Annotated in this window: 19 protein-coding genes and 2 pseudogenes; 3 read left to right on the top strand and 18 right to left on the bottom strand. The window is 63.9% G+C overall.

Going from position 1 to position 16,276, the window contains the following annotated elements:
* Positions 1-2: 2 nt before the first annotated feature.
* From trbC to OO12_RS24360, 15 genes are all read right to left on the bottom strand, one after another.
* Positions 3-773: a type-F conjugative transfer system pilin assembly protein TrbC gene (gene trbC / locus OO12_RS24430; protein WP_020997439.1), complete on the bottom strand. Its 771-nt coding sequence runs from the start codon at positions 771-773 to the stop codon at positions 3-5.
* Positions 774-787: 14 nt separating this feature from the next.
* The gene (gene traU, locus OO12_RS24425; protein WP_020997438.1) at positions 788-1,810 is read right to left on the bottom strand and encodes a conjugal transfer pilus assembly protein TraU; all 1,023 of its coding nucleotides are present in this window, start codon (positions 1,808-1,810) and stop codon (positions 788-790) included.
* The gene (locus tag OO12_RS24420; protein ID WP_020997437.1) at positions 1,807-2,073 is read right to left on the bottom strand and encodes a hypothetical protein; all 267 of its coding nucleotides are present in this window, start codon (positions 2,071-2,073) and stop codon (positions 1,807-1,809) included. Before OO12_RS24420 ends, traU begins: the two co-directional genes overlap by 4 nt.
* Positions 2,070-2,699 (bottom strand): type-F conjugative transfer system protein TraW, encoded by a 630-nt coding sequence (traW, locus tag OO12_RS24415; protein ID WP_020997436.1) that lies wholly within the window; start codon positions 2,697-2,699, stop codon positions 2,070-2,072. Before traW ends, OO12_RS24420 begins: the two co-directional genes overlap by 4 nt.
* Positions 2,700-2,740: 41 nt before the next feature.
* Positions 2,741-3,259: a S26 family signal peptidase gene (locus tag OO12_RS24410; protein ID WP_020997435.1), complete on the bottom strand. Its 519-nt coding sequence runs from the start codon at positions 3,257-3,259 to the stop codon at positions 2,741-2,743.
* Positions 3,243-3,845 (bottom strand): type-F conjugative transfer system protein TrbI, encoded by a 603-nt coding sequence (locus OO12_RS24405; RefSeq protein ID WP_020997434.1) that lies wholly within the window; start codon positions 3,843-3,845, stop codon positions 3,243-3,245. Before OO12_RS24405 ends, OO12_RS24410 begins: the two co-directional genes overlap by 17 nt.
* Positions 3,832-4,185 carry a hypothetical protein gene (locus tag OO12_RS24400; protein ID WP_020997433.1) on the bottom strand — a complete coding sequence of 118 codons (354 nt, stop codon included), beginning with the start codon at positions 4,183-4,185 and terminating at the stop codon, positions 3,832-3,834. Before OO12_RS24400 ends, OO12_RS24405 begins: the two co-directional genes overlap by 14 nt.
* Complete coding sequence (traC, locus tag OO12_RS24395; RefSeq protein WP_020997432.1) at positions 4,182-6,788, bottom strand: type IV secretion system protein TraC; 2,607 nt, start codon at positions 6,786-6,788, stop codon at positions 4,182-4,184. The genes OO12_RS24400 and traC overlap by 4 nt, the downstream gene beginning before the upstream one ends.
* Positions 6,789-6,794: 6 nt before the next feature.
* Positions 6,795-7,970 (bottom strand): conjugal transfer protein TraV, encoded by a 1,176-nt coding sequence (locus tag OO12_RS24390; protein ID WP_020997431.1) that lies wholly within the window; start codon positions 7,968-7,970, stop codon positions 6,795-6,797.
* Entirely contained in the window at positions 7,967-8,827 is an 861-nt protein-coding gene (locus OO12_RS24385; protein WP_020997430.1) for a DsbC family protein, read from the bottom strand. Before OO12_RS24385 ends, OO12_RS24390 begins: the two co-directional genes overlap by 4 nt.
* 11 nt (positions 8,828-8,838) lie before the next feature.
* Complete coding sequence (locus OO12_RS24380) at positions 8,839-10,218, bottom strand: TrbI/VirB10 family protein (protein ID WP_020997429.1); 1,380 nt, start codon at positions 10,216-10,218, stop codon at positions 8,839-8,841.
* Positions 10,218-11,012 carry a type-F conjugative transfer system secretin TraK gene (locus OO12_RS24375; RefSeq protein WP_020997428.1) on the bottom strand — a complete coding sequence of 265 codons (795 nt, stop codon included), beginning with the start codon at positions 11,010-11,012 and terminating at the stop codon, positions 10,218-10,220. Before OO12_RS24375 ends, OO12_RS24380 begins: the two co-directional genes overlap by 1 nt.
* Complete coding sequence (locus tag OO12_RS24370) at positions 11,012-11,584, bottom strand: type IV conjugative transfer system protein TraE (protein ID WP_020997427.1); 573 nt, start codon at positions 11,582-11,584, stop codon at positions 11,012-11,014. Before OO12_RS24370 ends, OO12_RS24375 begins: the two co-directional genes overlap by 1 nt.
* A 1-nt stretch (position 11,585) precedes the next feature.
* Positions 11,586-11,870 carry a type IV conjugative transfer system protein TraL gene (gene traL / locus OO12_RS24365; RefSeq protein WP_019054103.1) on the bottom strand — a complete coding sequence of 95 codons (285 nt, stop codon included), beginning with the start codon at positions 11,868-11,870 and terminating at the stop codon, positions 11,586-11,588.
* 69 nt (positions 11,871-11,939) lie between these two features.
* Positions 11,940-12,254, bottom strand: coding sequence for a hypothetical protein (locus OO12_RS24360; protein WP_020997426.1), 315 nt, complete (start codon positions 12,252-12,254; stop codon positions 11,940-11,942).
* Between the two features lie 346 nt (positions 12,255-12,600).
* On the opposite strand from OO12_RS24360, the gene OO12_RS24355 reads away from it, so the two are divergent.
* Both OO12_RS24355 and OO12_RS24350 read left to right on the top strand, forming a co-directional pair.
* Positions 12,601-12,960, top strand: coding sequence for a hypothetical protein (locus OO12_RS24355; RefSeq protein ID WP_020997425.1), 360 nt, complete (start codon positions 12,601-12,603; stop codon positions 12,958-12,960).
* Between the two features lie 90 nt (positions 12,961-13,050).
* Positions 13,051-13,572, top strand: coding sequence for a hypothetical protein (locus tag OO12_RS24350; RefSeq protein ID WP_034161352.1), 522 nt, complete (start codon positions 13,051-13,053; stop codon positions 13,570-13,572).
* 238 nt (positions 13,573-13,810) lie between these two features.
* Here the strand turns inward: OO12_RS24350 and OO12_RS27765 are convergent, their stop codons facing one another.
* Positions 13,811-14,653: a lytic transglycosylase domain-containing protein gene (locus tag OO12_RS27765; protein ID WP_228451648.1), complete on the bottom strand. Its 843-nt coding sequence runs from the start codon at positions 14,651-14,653 to the stop codon at positions 13,811-13,813.
* Positions 14,654-15,060: 407 nt separating this feature from the next.
* Here OO12_RS27765 and tnpA point away from each other — a divergent pair, with 407 nt between their 5' ends.
* Positions 15,061-15,480 carry an IS66-like element accessory protein TnpA gene (gene tnpA, locus OO12_RS27255; RefSeq protein WP_020997422.1) on the top strand — a complete coding sequence of 140 codons (420 nt, stop codon included), beginning with the start codon at positions 15,061-15,063 and terminating at the stop codon, positions 15,478-15,480.
* Positions 15,481-15,734: 254 nt separating this feature from the next.
* Here tnpA and OO12_RS29465 read toward each other — a convergent pair.
* Together OO12_RS29465 and OO12_RS29460 are read right to left on the bottom strand one after the other, a co-directional pair.
* Positions 15,735-15,842: pseudogene (locus OO12_RS29465) on the bottom strand (transposase); the annotation flags it as partial.
* 191 nt (positions 15,843-16,033) lie between these two features.
* Positions 16,034-16,214, bottom strand: a pseudogene (locus OO12_RS29460) (IS110 family transposase); the annotation flags it as partial.
* Positions 16,215-16,276 lie beyond the last annotated feature (62 nt).

Below are 16,276 nucleotides of genomic sequence, written 5' to 3'. Positions count from 1 at the left end.
GGTCAGTCCCGCTTGCGCAAGTTGGCGAGCGCCACGCCGGCGATGCCGGCGCCCGGTCCGCGCGCCGAAGCAAAACTCTCAAGCGCGTATTCGACCGTGACGTTGCCCGCCATGCGGTCGTGGTCGGGTGCGGCGCTCGAGCAATCGAAGCCGTCGCAAAGCTCGTATTCGCGGCCCGTCACCACGAAGGTCGGCGCGGCGGTGACCTTGAAGGCACGGAACAGCCGCGGGTCGATCGCGATATGGGCCTCCTGCGCCTGGTCGGTGACCACCCGTTTCAGGCCCTCGACAAAGGCTTTGGTGCTGCTGTGCGGAAACCCCCGGAACACGACCACGCCCCCAGCCTTTGTCGTGTCGCGGATCAGTGCGCTCAAGGATGACTGCGGCATCGACAGGCTGGCGAAGACCGTTAAGAGCGGCCCCTCGCCCATGGGTGCGCGCGTGTTCGCGGCGGCACCGTCCAGCAGTTCGTCGAAGTCGACTGGCCCGGCAGGACCCTTGGGAAGGCTGGCTGGATCGATCGAGGAAACCGCCTGCAGGCCCTCATCCCTCAGTTCCTCGGCCTCGGCCCGGTGTGCCTCGCCCCTGCCCGCCACCTCGTCGACAAAAGCTTGCGCGTCCTTCACCTCTTCGGTCCCGCGCGCCTTGATTGCGCCGAGATCGAGCCCGTCCACGGTTTGTGCAACGGTCTGGGCGAGCGCGGCCGACACTGCGGCAAGCGCGAGGAACCCCGCCATGCCTGCAAGCGTGGGCCCAGGAAGCTTCCGGATCATTGCGCGCGCCCTCCTCACAGCATGCAGCAGTTGCGCTTGCGCCAGACGAGGTAGCCAAAGTCCTCGCCCTTCACCGGGAAGGACTTGCCGGTGTGCGGAATGATCGTGGTCGCGCCGATCGGCGCGCAGGCGTAGCGACCCTTCACCGTCGAAATGGGATTGGTCATCTGCAGGCGGTATTGCTGTTTGCGCATCACCGGCATCAGGTACTTGTGGCACAGCGCCTTCGAGCCCATCGTGCCCCAAGCGAGCGCCTGGCGGTGGACCTTGTAGAGCATGCGTTCCGCGACGAGGCGCGAGGCCTGGACCTGGGTTACATGGGCCGGGACATGGCCGTTGAGCGGGTACATCGAACCGTTGCAGCCCGCGCACCAGAACATCTGGTCGATCGGCAATTTCGCGGTGGAAGCCACGCAATCCGCGGCGCAGGCGGCCGCGGCGATCGGATTGGCGAAGAGCGCGACTTCGGGATTGAGGATCGAGGTCAGCGCCGAATCCTGCCACAGCGGGTCGAGCTCAGTCACATAGGCGACGTCGAAGGTGGTCTGCTCGAAACAGAGAAAATCGGTGAGGATCTCCATCCAGTAGAGCAGCGGGTAGATGTAGTAGTGCGACTGCCACTGCGAACTGTTCTGGGTCTTGCCGCCGACCTGGCTACGCCCCTGGACATGGCCATTGCCGATATCGAAACCCGGGTTGAGGCTGATCCCGCCAAGATTGGGGAAGCACCAGGCTTTGTTGGTGACATCGATGAGCCGCACCGGCTCCCAGAAGCCGACCGAAATGCCGATGCGCGGAATGGGCGAGCCGCAGGCACAGAGCGGAAAGCTCGGATTCTTGGGATCGGGCCGCGAGCCCTTCCAGATCGAGAGGCCGCCGATTGACAGCGGAAACAGGCACGACCAGCAGACATCGGTGATCGGATTGACGAACTTGCCGTGGCACGTGACCGACGCCGCGCGGGCGGGGCTCGCCGCCGAGAAAGCCATGGCCAGGACGGCGAGCGTCATGACGAAGACATTGCGCAGCGCTTTCATGCCCCCTCCCCTCGCGCAAAGACCTCGTCTGCGCGGATCTTGGCGCGGAAGTAGAACAGGCCATGGATCGGCGCGGCGAGGCACAGCGCGGCCGCGACGAGGGCACCTTTCGGGCCAAGCAGCGCGAGGAGCACTTGCAGCCCGAGCACCGCACCGACGAGGCTGGCGCAGAGCGCCATCCAGACAAGCCGCATGGTCCTGAGATCGCGCGTCTCGGGCGCAGCCTGCGGGGTCAGCATGGCGATGAGCAGCGGGTGCTTCATGTCGCCGGCGCTCCCCTGGGACTTGGCGCCGCTCGCACCAGCGGGATCTCGGCAACCTTGAGCGCGTCACCGGACTGGCTCACCACCGCAGGCGTGTGGCGGATGCCGAAGCGGGCGACGAGCATGCCGCCCTGGTCGAAATAGAGCCGGCGCTGGCGGGGTTTCATCTCATCGAAGGGCGAGCCCGAGACAAAGACGATCTTGGCCTTGAGATCGCTCCAGCTGCGCAGCGCCCAGTCGACTTCGGCGGCGTTGTTGCCGTCGACGAACACCAGGTCCTGGCGCAGCTGCACGAAACCCAGCGGATTGACCCTGGTGCCGCGCGCAGCGATTCTGTTGCCCTTGGTGTCATGAATGTCGTCTTCGGTGACGATCGAGGGATCGAACAGCCATTCGCGCCGCACTGTCGCTGCCGAGAGCCCTTCGACCGGCTTGGGCCGCCGCACGCTGGCTACCGCCTGGTTTTGCATCTGGCGCTGGAGCGCCGCGATCCCGCCCGAGGCTTCGAGCGCGCGTAGCTTCGCCTCGATCGTGGTCAGGAGATCGGTCTCGATGATCGGAAAGGTCTCGCCCATCTGGCCGTGGTCTGCGGCTTGCAGATGTGCCGCGATCGGCCATCCGGTCATGGCAGCAAGGCACGCGCCGAGGGCGAAGAGGCGGGGCCTGGTCACAGGATCGCGTCCCCGGTGCCGATAATGCGGGCCCGGCAGACAAAACCGATGTCGGCATAGCGGCTGTCGAGCCCGTCGCTATGCGCCGTGCCAAGGTAGTAGCAGTGTTCCGGGATACGTCCTGTCGGACCCGGCATGAGCACCTCGCCGCGCCTGGTACGGGGTTTGAGCCGGGCAACTTCTGCCCCGTTGATCAAGACCGCATTGCCCTCGCGAGTGACGAGATCGCCGGGCATGCCGTAAACCCGCTTGGCAAAGGGTGCCGATTTTGGCCCGAAATGTGCCGTGATGATCGGGGTCACCGGCGGCGTGAACACGACAAAATCGCCGCGCTGAGGTCGGCGGTGCTTGTCGATGAAGAACGCCCAGTTGGGCAGCGACTCGGTCGTGTTGATCAGGATTGCGTGATCATCGCGCCAGGCGCTGAGCCAGGCAGTTGCCGCGAGTAGCCAGGCGAGACCCCCGATCGCAAACCAGCGCTGCGCCTGCGGCGAGATCTCAGTAGCCGGGGCCACGGCCCTGCCCCCCCGCCAGCGCGGCTTGCGGCGCTGCTGGCCCCGCCATCGCCGAGCGCATCGCGCCCATCACATCGTTCGCAGCCTCGTTGGGATTGAGCGAGGCTGGCTGCGGCATGCGGACCTTGGTGTAGACTTCCTTGCGCAGGCTCGCGGTGATGTCGGGAACATTGCCGGCGAGCACCGCCTCACCGACCAGCACAATCTGGCCACTCGCGCCGCGCGTCTCCAGATTGCGCTGGATTTCGGCCATGAATGCCCGGGTTTCCGCAGTGACCTGATCGGGCGGTGTTGCCGACCGTGCCTGGGCCTGGACATATTCGCCGACAATCGCTGAAAGCTGGACCCGCGCAATTGGCGGTATGGCATCATCGGCCATCAGTTTTTTGGTAACCCAGGCGCCCCAGAGACCGGCGGCAACCAGGCCGCCAACCAGCGCCACCGGCATCCAGCCCATCCTGCGCGGCGGCGCGGCGGGGAGGACGGCGGCTTGACCTGCGGGGGTCTGCAGCCCAGCCTTGTCCTCAAACAAGGGGCCGTCGCTTGGCGCCGCCGCATCGCCGGATGCGAGCCTATTCCTGGCCATCGGCCTTCTCCTTTATCTGGTTCACAAGATCGGTGAGCGCGCGCCGCCGGAAAAAGCCCGCAGCAAGGAACAGCCCAGCGCTCCACGCCCAGAACAGCGCGCGGAACGCATCCTGGCGTTCGGCCCCGGCGGCGACATAGCGCGCGGCCAGGTTGCCGAGATGAAGCATGGTGCCTGCAAAAGTGAACTGGCCGAGCGCCGCGAAGAATGCCGCCCAGACACCGATCACACAGGCCGCGGTGACGGTCAGCCAGCCCGAAAGGCGCAGTGCGGCATAGCAGGCGTCCTGGAGCCTGCTCGGGGCTAGCCATGGTGGGCAGCGAGGCGCGCTCAGGCTCATTCGGCGGCTTCCATGAATTCGCCCTCGTGGAAATCGGGCGCACCGGGCGGGGGCGGCACAAAATCGGGAAAGGCGACGCGCTCGATCGCATCGGGCAGCGCCATGCCGCCCTTCACCAGTTCCTCGATCTTCGAGAACACGCGCGGGCTCGAGGAATAGAGCGTGGCCGAATAGGGATCGAGCACCAGGCGGCCGACCGCGAGCGTCTCGGGGCCCTTGATCAGCACGTCGGAATATTCGGTGCCGCTCCGCTTCAGCGAGCGCAGCAGGGTTTCGGTATAGCGGTCCATCTCGAAGCGCTGGTGCTTGGCGAGGTCGCTCACCGTCTCTTCCTTCTGCTGGAGCACGACCGACCAGTCGGAATTCTCGAGCGCGGCGAGCGAGCCTTCGGACTTGTAGAAGTCATTGAGGGACTGCGTCGCGGTGATCAGCGAGCCGCCATATTTACGGCAGGTGCGCGCATAGGTCTCGATCGCCTGGCCCATCTGTCCGCCGCCCAGCAGCTGCCAGGCTTCGTCGATCATCGTGAGCTTCGGGATCGAGCGGTCGAGGTCGCGCATGACCCGCAGCGTCAGAAACATGAGCGCCGTGAGCGCGACCGAACGCAGTTCGGGCTTAGAGGAGAGGTCGGACAGTTCGAACACCGTGAGCCCGGCGGAAAGATCGATCGAGCAGGCGCCTTCGAAGAAACGGCCGTAAGTCCCGCCGGTGAGGAACGGCGCCATGGCATCGGCAAGATCGCCGGCGAACGGCGAGGACAGCGCGCGCAAGGCGGCTGCAACATCGTCGATCGTCCCTTCGCGCTGTTTTGCGCGCCAGACCGCGCTCACCGCGGAATCGATGAGGCCGCGCTCTGTATCGGAGAGGCGGTCCTGCTGGCGCGCCATCTGGCCGACGATCGCTTTGAGCATCGCGAGGCATTCGACCTCGTAGTCCTCGCCGTCCTCGTCGCTGGTCAGCGCCGCGACATCGATCATGTCGAAGGGGTTGAGCGAGAAGCCAGAGGAGAGCTTGAACTCGACAAACGCCCCGCCGAAGGCTTTGGCCATGTGTTCGAACGAGCGGCCATCGTCGATAACGATGACCTTGGCCCCTGCCCCCGACATCGCCGCGCAGACATCCTGCAGGAACACCGACTTGCCCGAACCCGACTTGCCGAAGACCGCGACATTGTGGTTGCCGGCTGCGTTCTGGAACGGTGACCAGAAGAAGGGCTGGCCGCGCCGGCCGATGAGCAGCACGTGCGGGATCAGCCCGCCCATATGCTCACCCTGAAGCGGCGCGATCGACGCGGCGGTGGTCGTCAGCATCGTCTTGAAGCGCTTCATGCGCCGCAGGTCCGCCGACAGCCCATTGGGAAACGAAAGCGGCATGGCCGCGAGCAATCCCATGACCTGAAGGTAGCGCTCGTCGATCAGGTCCCACCCGGCCCCCTTGTAGACCGACTTAACCATGCGCTCGTTGATGTCGCCCTTTCCGAGCGGCGAGAGCGCGCCGACGCCGTAGTAGGCCTGACACAACTTGCGGCCCTGACGGATCTGTCCTTGCACGTACTGCCATTCATCGCGCTGCTCGGAGAGCTGGGGGAGGAAGCGCGCCGATCGGCTGTCGGCCAGGCTCGTCGTACGCATGACCTTGAGCCCGGTGCGCGAGGCGACCGCTTCATCGTCCTGGAAGGACAGACCAAGCACGGTCATGACGTTGCAGCCAAAGCGCAGCTTGTCGTTGACCATGTCGCCGATGATTTTCTGGACGTCCCACGGCGCCCATTGCTTGGGCAGGTGACGCACCGCGAAAAAGCGCCAGTCGAAGGTGTCGGGGACGACCTCGCCGATCACCGGGGCGCCGTCGATCTCCTCGCCGGTGGGGCGGAAGCGCTCGGTCTTGAGCACGATCCGGTCGGGCGTGACCTGGGTTTCGAGGTCGCGGCGGATGCACTGCACGTTGATCGGATCGAGCTCGGAATAGTGTTCGGGCCTGTCGGCGTTGTCGACCGAGGGGCAGAGGAAATCGTCGAGGAAGGCGATGAGCTCAACGGGCCCCATATCGCGCGCCGGGATCGAGAGCGCCTGGCAGGTGCCCATCAGGCTGTCTCGCACAGTCGAAAGCATGTCCGCGCCGATCGGGCTTCGCAGCGAAGCGCCCACGCTCAGGATCACCCGATGCGAGCGCACGAAGAAGGGCGCGTCCTTGGAGATCGACATCCACGCCCCGCGCCGCAGCCAGCGCGCGCGGTGCATTGCCGCGCGCCCATAGACGCCCTTGGCAACCACCCGCGGCATGACCCAGTCGGCGATGCGCTCCCCGATCGACGGGCTTTGCCAGTGGATCAGCTGGATCTCGCAGCCCGAAGGCACGGCATCGGAGAGGAACTGCGTCAGGATCTCGCCGCTGCGCTCGTCCGCCCCCACCATCGGGGCGAGCTCGAGGATGAAACCGACAGACTCGGTGTTGATGAACATGCGGCTCTTGGCGTCGAAGCTGCGGTATGGGAGCCAGTTCGACAGCATCGGTGCGCCGAGCAGCGGGCGCTGCGCCTCGGGATGCGCCTCGTCGCCGAAAAGCAGGGTGAGAAAGCTGTCCCAGAAGCTGCGGGCGGCCATGACGCGCTACTCCTCGACCTTGCCGGAAAAACCGGCGGGCGGGTTGGCGACCTTGGGGGCAGGCAAGACCTGGGTTTGTGCCGCAGGTTGCGCGGCGGCCGGCTCTACCGGCCTTTCAAGTGGCGGCGTTTGAACCGTGCCGACGCTGCCCGGCGCCTTGGGGACCCGCGCAAGCTGCGCCTGGACTTCGGACTTGATGGCATCGACCGGCGACGCTGCGCGTCGCTCGGTGCCCCTTGCCCGGGCTTCGGCAACGAGCCTCGGGTCGGGCGGCCCGCCTTGTACCTGCGGGGCGACCAACGCCTGGGTGGGGGCGTCCCTGAACTCCTGAGCGGTGTCATTCATCCCCGGCATTGGCGCAGTCATGGTGCCGGCCAGCGATGCAGGGATCGCAGCTGCGGCATCGCCGCGGCTCGCGAGCTGATCACCCGCATTGGGCTCGCCCGAGGACAACTGCATCCAGCCTCCCTGGTCGGCGACGGTATGGACAATGCGCGGTTCGTGCAGGTTGCCCGCGCCATCGACGTAGGAGGGGAACACAACTTTCAGCACCCGTCGCTCGCGGTGGACGAGACCCTCGCTGGCGGCAGCCAAGCGTCCGCGTCCGGCAGGTGCGAGGGCCGCGACTGGCGCGGGCCTCCGTGCCGATGGCTGAAAGTACGGCCCGGCGGGACTCATTGGCCGTGCGTTCTGGATAACGGAAAGCGCCTGGTCATCGATCACGGTCGAGGGCGCGCAGGTGCCGCCCGGAGCATTGCACGAAAAACTGCCCTTGATGTTGCTGCCCAGGAAGGTGGTGCAGGCCGCCATCTGCGTCGCGGCAAGGCCAAGAACGGCAGCGCCCGCGACTTTCGAGCGCGGCGAAGCCTTGCGCCGGGCCGCCAGCGCGCCGAGCTTTCCGGCAAGCCGCCAGAAGGCGTGGGCAGCCTCGAGTGACATCGAAAGCGCCGACAGGCTCGCAAAGCCAGAGGATCGGCGCCAGGCACGCCGGCGCAAGTGACCGAGTTCCTGGGGCGCGAGGTCCCTGCCAGTGGCAGGGCCAAAGGCGGCGCGGATATCGGTCCACAGGGCGGTGGCTTCTGCGAGGCTCAGCCGCACATCGGGGATCGTCACTTGCCCGCGCGAGCGACGTCTGGCGGCGCGCTGGAATCCCGCAAACTGCTGGTCCGACAGCCAGGTCACGAGCGCGCTCCCTTGAGCCAGGTGACCAGGAACTCCTTGGGGCGGAATCCTTCGATGACTGCGCCGTCCGAGCGGACGATGACCGGGGTTCCGGCAATACCGTTCTCGCGCGCGAAGCGTTCGTTGGCATCGAGCGGCGAAGTGTCGCAGGCGCGGGTGTCGGCGATCGGCTCGCCCGCATAGGCAGCCTTGACGGCGCGGCGGCGGTCGCGCGCACAGAACACCTGGTTGGCCAGATCGCGGCTGCCAAGCACCGAGATCGGCCGCTCGATCACCCGCACGTTGAGGCTCTCGAGCACACCTGAAAGCGCGCGGCAGTAGCCGCAGCGAAAATCGCTGAAGACGGTGACGGTCTGGCCCGATGGATTTCCCCAGACGATGCCGCCGGCCTCGGGCAGTGCGGCCAGGGACATCGTCCGGGGGGCCGCCTGCGCGGCAGCTGTGTTCATTCCGCGGCGCGGCGCTTCGACGGCTTCGGCCTCACGCCGGCTACCCGCAGCGCCGCCTACCAGAAGATCGGGATTGACCTCGAGCAAGCGCACAGCGGTCAGGTCCTGGCGGGTCTGCATGTCGTAGACCCGCCCGATCATCAGGTAGCGCGCGGACTTGTCGACGTAGAACAGCTGCGAGCCTGCGGTCACTTCGCAGACACCGTCGACCACCTGGCAGTTGACGCGGGAGACCTGCGTGCGCGGCAGGCGCTCCTTGAGCAGGGCTGCAACCGACGTATCCTGCGGCGATGGCTTGGCGGGAGCGCCCTCGCCTGCCTGCGCCCAGACCAGCGATGCGCCGCTGCCGAGCGTCACGGCGGCAAGTGCCCAACCTATTTGGCGCAGGTGCAGTTGTTCAAGCTTCATGCGATTTCTCCTCACCCGCTGATGAACACGCCTTCGAGGAAGACGATTTCGACATCGATCCCGGTCGGCATCTCGATCACGGGCTGATACTGCTCGGCCCGCTCGATCAGGTATTTGGAGACCATGTCGGCCGAGGTCGCGACACCCTCGCCAAGCCCGCCTTCGAGGATCTCGCCGGCCCCGAGCTTCGGGCGCTGGCCGTTCACCGAGACATTGGTGCCGGTCATCAGCGAACTGGTGTTGGCCGAGAACCCGCGCCCGAACCCGCCGGCGAGCCCGGCGAGAAACGCCTGTCCGACAAGCGCGCCTTCGCGGCTCACCACCCGGCCGCGGACCCCGGTCTTGCCGCCGAAGGCGATGAAGCCCTTGACGTCCGAGACCGCGTAGCGGCCCCCCGGCTGCGGGCAGGTCATGCGCTGGAGTTTGACGTAGACCTTCTCCGAGGAGAGGTCGGCGCGCGCCGCTCCGTTGACGAGGCAGCCTGCGATATTGGTCGTGAGCAGCCGCCCGTTTTCGTAGACCGAGCGCGCTGGTCCGGTAATCCGCAGCACGACCGGCAAGGGATCAGTCTGGCTCTCGACCCCCGCAATGGCATCGACCCCGACGATCACCTTGGCGACCGCGATCGAATTGGGCGGCAGATAATTTGCGCTGTCGGTAAAGACCGTATTGCCCTTGGGCACCGGTGTGCCGGTCCCACTCGCGCCTTCGCTGAACGAAACCAGGCTCACTTCACTCCCGCGCATCACCGGAAGACCTGCTGCCGAGGCCGCTGCCTGTCCGGCGGGTGTCGTGGGCAGCGGTCCGCCAACCCGCGGTGCGCCGGCCACCTGGTAGCTTGGCGGACTGGTGCGTCCGTAAAGGGCGTTTGGTCCAGCGCTCGCTCCAACCGGCGATTGGCGCGCGGCATTCAGCGCTGCGCGCAGCTGCTCGTTTTCCGTCTGGTAGGCCGACAATACGCGTTCGGTATCGGAGGAAATGGCCCCGCCCTGGCCCCCGCCTGCACCTTGTGCGCTCGCCAGTTGCTGCTCGAGTTGATCGGCGCGCTCCGCCCGGGCGGCGAGTGCGCGCATGTTGTTGTTCATCGACATCATCTGCGCTTCGGACTGCGCGCGCCACTCCTTCTCGGCCATGTTCTTGTTGACCATTTCGTCGACCGAGACGCCTTCGGCGGCTTGCCTGACCTCGGCATCGCTCGCCTTGCCGCTATCGTCGAAGATATAGAGAGAGCCCGCTACCAGCGCTGCGGCGCCTGCTGAACCGAGCAGCAGCATCTGCTTTTTCCGGGTCACCTCGTTGGCGGCGATGGCATCGCCGAGCGGCGAGGCATCTTCGCCGCCGCCCGCATCGAGCGCCTTGGGTACTTTCCGGAATATCCTGCGCAGATCCATCACCGGCCTCCATTTGCCTGAATGAGGTAGACGGCCGTTTCCTGGCCTGCGGCGAGCTCGCTTACCGGGGTCATGAAGGCGACCGCGCCGCGTGCGGCGAGCATGTTCTCATTGAGCACCTGGGCATCGCGGCCAGAGTTGCGCACGCGCAGGATCAGGCCCTTGAGGTCCGCGCCGCGGTATTCGCCGACTTGCTGGACCTCGAGTTTGCCGACCGTGACCGGTTCGAGCACCGACTGACGGATGTCGAAACCGTCCAGCACCTCGCTGTGGTACATTGCCTGGGCAAGCCGCACCGCCGCGTCCTCGGGTGAGGACCGCACTTCCCAGTCACGCGCTTGCTCGGCCTTGATCGCGGCATTGGCGATGAACACCTGCTCGGCGTCGCTCCCGCGCACCTGGCAGACGAACTTGTAGACGAAGCCCTTGCGGGTCGTGCCGAAGAACGAAAGGTTTGGCCGAACGAAGCCATCGGGGACCGAGATATAGATGTCACCGCGCACCGGCTCGTTGACGACCTTGAAGTCTTCGCTGGGGATTCCGGTCGTGATCTTCGACACCGAGGCAAACTGGTCGCCCGCGAGACTGATCCGGGTGAGGTCCTTGGCCGAGGCCACGCAACTCACCGTGCCATTGTCGGCAGCCATCACATTCTGGTCGGCGAGCGCGGGCGATGCCAGGCACAGCGCGCCCAGACAAATGAGTGCCGCTCCCAGCGGTCGCCCGGAGGCGGCAAAGGGCCGTCCCGCCAGCGCCGCGCCTGCGCCAATCGCGCCCCATCCCAGCCCTGCCATCATGGCTGCTCCCCCTTCTTGTTGTTTTCGGTGATCCGGCCGAACCCGGCGAGCTTCAGCGAGACGCCCGAGTAGCTCCACACGAAGCGGAAGGTGCGCGCTTCAGCGGTCACTTCCTTCGATCCGACGACAGTGTGGAGCGTGCCGTTCACCTCGCTCGTGAGGGCGTCGGGATCGACGCTCAGATTTCGGATCGTAAAGTACTGCGAGACGTTCGAGCCGTTCTGCTCATTGAACACCTTCATCAGCTCGGCCTTCATCCGGCCGTGCGTCCTCGGATCGGTTATGCTGAGGATCGATTCCATCCAGTACTGGAGGTTTGACGGCGAGCGGTTCAATGTCAGCAGCGCGGCATCGCGCGTCACCAACTCGAGATAGTCCTTATCGACCTGGCTCGAGGTCAGCGTCAGCGGCCGCGCCAGCACCGGCTGGAGCACCACCTCGCGATCACGCTTTAGCGCGGTCAGCGTCAGCATCACCGAGACGCCGAACAAGACCAGACAAGAACTGGCCAGCAGGTTGCGCTGCTTCAGGAGCCGCTGCGATTGCTGGTGCGTGATCGAGAGGTCCATGTCAGCCCGCCATCAGTCGAAGATGCGAGGGCGGCGTTGCCTTCAGACCCATGAAGGCACCCGGCAGGTACCAGTAGGCCGTATGAATGATCCACGAAACGGCACGTCCCGCCTTCAACTTGCGCAATCCCCACCAGGCCAGCACGCTTGAAATGAGCCCAATCAGAATATGTTGAGACAGGACGCCCCAGGCAAATGGCAGGATCATCGCGAGGAATTCATCGAGCGTCCAAAAGCCGATGAGCTCGGGATCATCGAGATGCGCCGGGACCGTGTATCTGTTCATGAGGCAACCCCGCCCTCGGGCCGGTCCGCGCTGAGCCTGTTGAGGCCCAAGCGGATCGGCAAACCCGGATCAGACCGTCGCGGTGACGGCGGCGGTGACGATCGGCACGCCCGTGCCCGCGCCGACACCGACGCCGACCGGAATTGCGACCTGGCCGAGGCTGAAGCGGCCCGATGCAAGGCCGACGATGCCGCCGGCGAGCGAAAGCACGGTGATGATCTTGCCGCCAGAACCTTCGAGGAAGCCGGTAAAGCTCGAGAGCGCCGTGTTGAAGGTCGTGTCGGCACCGGCCATTGCGACTTCGCTGCCGAAGAGCGCAGCGACAGCGACCACGGCCGCCGTCTGCAGAAGAGTCGCTCCCTTCCCTTTGAACTTGTCTTGCATCGCATTGTTCCCTTTCTCGAAACCGCCTCCGTCATCTAGGGGCCTCTCGAAAGAACAGGTCAGCGCGCCGCTCAGCAATTAACGATTGGTTTCTTGGTCTTTGCGAATCGCAACATTTGCCGAATTCAGATTCATTATCGGTGTTGATTGCCTGATTGGGAAATCAAGGGTGCTGTATTGAGAACAACGATTATCCTCAAACGAGATCGCGATCCCCGGACAATGCAATTGGCATTATCGGAACAGGAAACCGGTCGGCGAATCGCCTGCCCCAAAGGACAGATTCGCAAAATTAACGATTCTGGGTCATTATGGTGCCGACCATGGAACTCCCGGCGCAAACAGAATGGCAAGCGGCACACGCAATATCCGGATGCTCATAAACCAGGACTGCTTTGCTTTCCTGGCCGATGCCATGTGCGAATACTCCAAGAAAACAACGCGATTCCAGAGCCTCCGCTCCACTGTTCAACATGCTTGCGCGAGCACGAGATTGATCGCACTGGAACGCGAGGATCTGGAGCGGTTCCTTGCCGAACACCCTGTCGACGGCCAGATCAGGGTCTGGCTCGAGGTCAAGCCAGACTGGATCGCCGACTACGACGCAACGCGCCGGAAAATCGCGCAGATCAGCGGAAAACCGGTGCAAGACAAGGCGGTCATCCCCTTCGTGGTCCACCTTGCGCAGGTCAGGGGTGTCTTTTGATCCATAACGGATTGTGCAAGACAAGCAGCACGTTCGCACCTTGACAGTCTATGGCATCCCATAGAGAAATTGGCTCGGGAAGGACGAGCCATGCCGCACCGCACTGTGACACCCGAAACCGTGTTCCGGCCGAGGCCTGCCTCGATGCATGACTCGGTTTTCTCCTTCGGCGAAATATCGCCGAGGCTCACCGAGCAGGAGCAGTACAAGCGCCTGATCGACGACCAGGCTGCTAAGCAAAGCGTCCCGCTAGCCCATTTGGCCGACCGTCTCGTGATCGGGCGACCGCGATTGCACAAAGTCATCCGGAAGAACCTGGCGCTTAAAGATGACCTCCGGGACCGCCTGTTTGAGGCACTCGGAATTGATTGCGTGCGCGCCAAGTTCTGTGTTGCTTTCCTGCATGATCACACGGTCTACGATGATCCTGACGTATTTCTGGTTTGTGAGGGCCTGAAAGGTTTCTACTGCGAGATCATTTCACGCCGTCGCGGCGAAATCCAGGTGGCCCTGCGCCCGACGATCATCCACGAAGCCTTGGGCCGGGCCTATGAACTGCTCCTTTCCCACCAGGAGCGAGTGATGGAGAACGACCGGGCCCTTCAGGCGTGAAGCCAGAGGCGGTCCACGCCTGGACACAGCTTTACGCAGCCGTTGGCCTGCTTGCCGTCATCTGCGCGGGCTGTGCGGCTTTGAAAACAATCCTTGAGCTCCGAGGCGGCGCCGTCGTCCTCCCACATACGACGTGGAAGCAGAAGTTTCTCTTGGTTCCACGTCTCTGGTTACGGTTTCAGCTAAGCTACCTGACCGGGTTTCCGTGCATCATGGGCATTACGTTGCTCTATGCGCACTATATCGGGTTCGAAGCGTTCAATCCATCATAGCGTACCAGTTCGACGCTACGGTAACCTGACGCGATCACAGCCGTCATGGCCACATTTCCCCGAAATTCGGCATCGGTGGTTGCAACGCCCAGTCGTGCAAGTCGTGCCCAATTGGTGGTGATCGTGCGCACATAGTTTCGGGTTTCCGGAATGGCTGGCACGTAACCTCGTTGAAGAGCGCGTCGTTCCGGGCCTGCATTGTAAGCGGCAAGTGCTAGGTCCACTCGTCCGAAACGGTCAAGCTGTTGACGCAGGTACCGCGCACCTGCCCGCATGTTTGAAACTTTATTAAACGGATACGATAGCCCAAGCAGGCGGGCGGTTCCCGGCATGATCTGCATGATTCCCATGGCACCAGCACTGCTGATCACCCAGGATTTATATCCGGACTCCTGCGTGATAACAGCGTCGAGAAGATTGGTCGGGAGGCCGAACTCGCAGGCTATGGCTGCGACCGTATCGAAATTGAGTGCCCTGCGACTCTCGATTTCCCGTGGCAGCCACCAGGCCGGAGCGTAACGAGCACTTTCGCAGTTCTCAGTGTTTCTTGATCCGAACTCGCGTTCATATTTCAGCTGCCTGCGCGGCATCGCCCCTGCTTCCGGCCATTGCTCCACTTCAAAATTGCCACCAGCCACCTGCGCGCCAGGATAAGGCTCAACCGCCGACGAGGGCCTATCCCAATGTTCAAGTCCATTCTGTTCGAAATGCGTTCGTAACGACAACTCGACGAGTGGCTCGGGAGCGTGATGCGGCAATTGAGCATCAAACTTCTTTTGGGGCCCGTTATGTAAGCTGGCGAAATCCAAGATATCAGCTTCACGTGCAGCAGCACTACAGCAGCAAGACGCCACTAGACTGAAATGGATTGCAAATTTGGATAACCTCACAGTGCACCCGTTTTGAGCGAACTGAGCTGGCAGGACTGCGCAGGTTCAGCAATCAAATATTTCCGCCTGAGTCAATCGGAAAACTGCGGTCTGTAGGCGGCATGGCCAAGAAAAATATGTTCCAAAGCTGACTCCAAAACCGAAATACGTTCCGCCAATCTATTGATATTGACCTGCTTCCCAAATTCTGGGCCGTTTTGAGCGGGAAAATTCCAGTTATGATCGGAGGGCCAGGATACGGAGTGTGTGGTAAGCGGTAAAAATCCCCCACATTTTCAAGCTGCCGGGAGTTGGTAGTTTCGCCGTGCTGTCTGGCGAGGTGATCAATGAGCGATGAAACTGATTTCGAAACTTGTATCCAAACGAGCGTACCGGCCCGTGCGGAACGGCTTGATGTGATCGAAACGGCTGGTGGCAAGCGCCGGTGGACACGCGAGGCCCGGGCGCGGATTATTGCGGAAAGCCTGGAGCCGGGAGCGAATGTGTCGGAGGTGGCGCGCCGACACGGGATGTTTCCGCAGCAGCTGTACACATGGCGGCGTGAATTGCGGGAGCGGGCGGAGGCCATGAGCTTTGTTCCGGCGATGGTCGAGAGGGGGAATGCCGGCGCATTGCTCGGCCCACCGCCGCAATCGGTGGGCGGGCAGATCGTCATCGAGACTGGCAACGTGAAGATCCGCGTGCCCGAGGACGTGAGCGCCGATCATATCGAGCGGGTGCTGCTGGCCGTGCAGGTGAGCGCGTGATCATCCCGCCTGGACCGCTCAAAGTGCTGGTCGCGACGCAGCCCGTAGACTTCAGGCAAGGGAATGGTGGGCCTCGCCTCGCTGGTCGAGCGCGAACTCAGACTCGATCCCTTCTCTGGTATGCTGTTTATCTTCCGGGCGCGCTGGCAAACCGGACCCGGAACTGAGCGAAGTCGACCTGCGCCTGTTGCCCCGGCGGCGTCTCGAAGTGCACCGCAAAGGGACTGCCGCCGCCTGCCGGTCGCAATGCGCACAAGCCAGGCGGCGAATTGCCGGCCTGACCGGAATTGGCCAGGATCGCTGACCTTGGCTGCCGTTGCGCCGACTGTGATGACGCCGATGCCCGGAATCGTCGCGAGGCGCTTGGCGAGCTCGTTCTCGCGATGGAGCGAGATCATCAGCTTTTCGATGGCAGCGAGCCGCGCCTGAAGGTCTTTGACCTAGCTGGCCAGGATCCGCAGCACATCCATTGCCACGGCGGGAATCCCCGCGATGGCGCCTGCCAGTATCCGGTCGATCAACCCCAGGGCCTGATGTATGCTGCGGGCATGATCTGTACCGAACTCGGCCAACATCGATCGGATAGCGTTGGTGAGCTGCGTCCGTTGCCGCACGAGAAGGTCGCGTGCCCGGTGAATGCTAAGCTCGGCCTGTTTTTCGGGTGACTTGATAGCCACGAAACGCATACTGGGGCGACGGACCGCCTCGCAGATCGCCTCGGCATCGGCTGCGTTATGAGACCTGTGCGCGGGTGGGTGTAGAGCACTGGAACTGAACCGTTTTCCATTTTGCGATG

It is taken from the genome of Sphingomonas sp. ERG5, assembly GCF_000803065.1.
Classification (GTDB): domain Bacteria; phylum Pseudomonadota; class Alphaproteobacteria; order Sphingomonadales; family Sphingomonadaceae; genus Sphingomonas.
The sequence above is the reverse complement of the archived record's forward strand: the minus strand, read 5'-3'. Positions and strand labels throughout refer to the sequence as shown.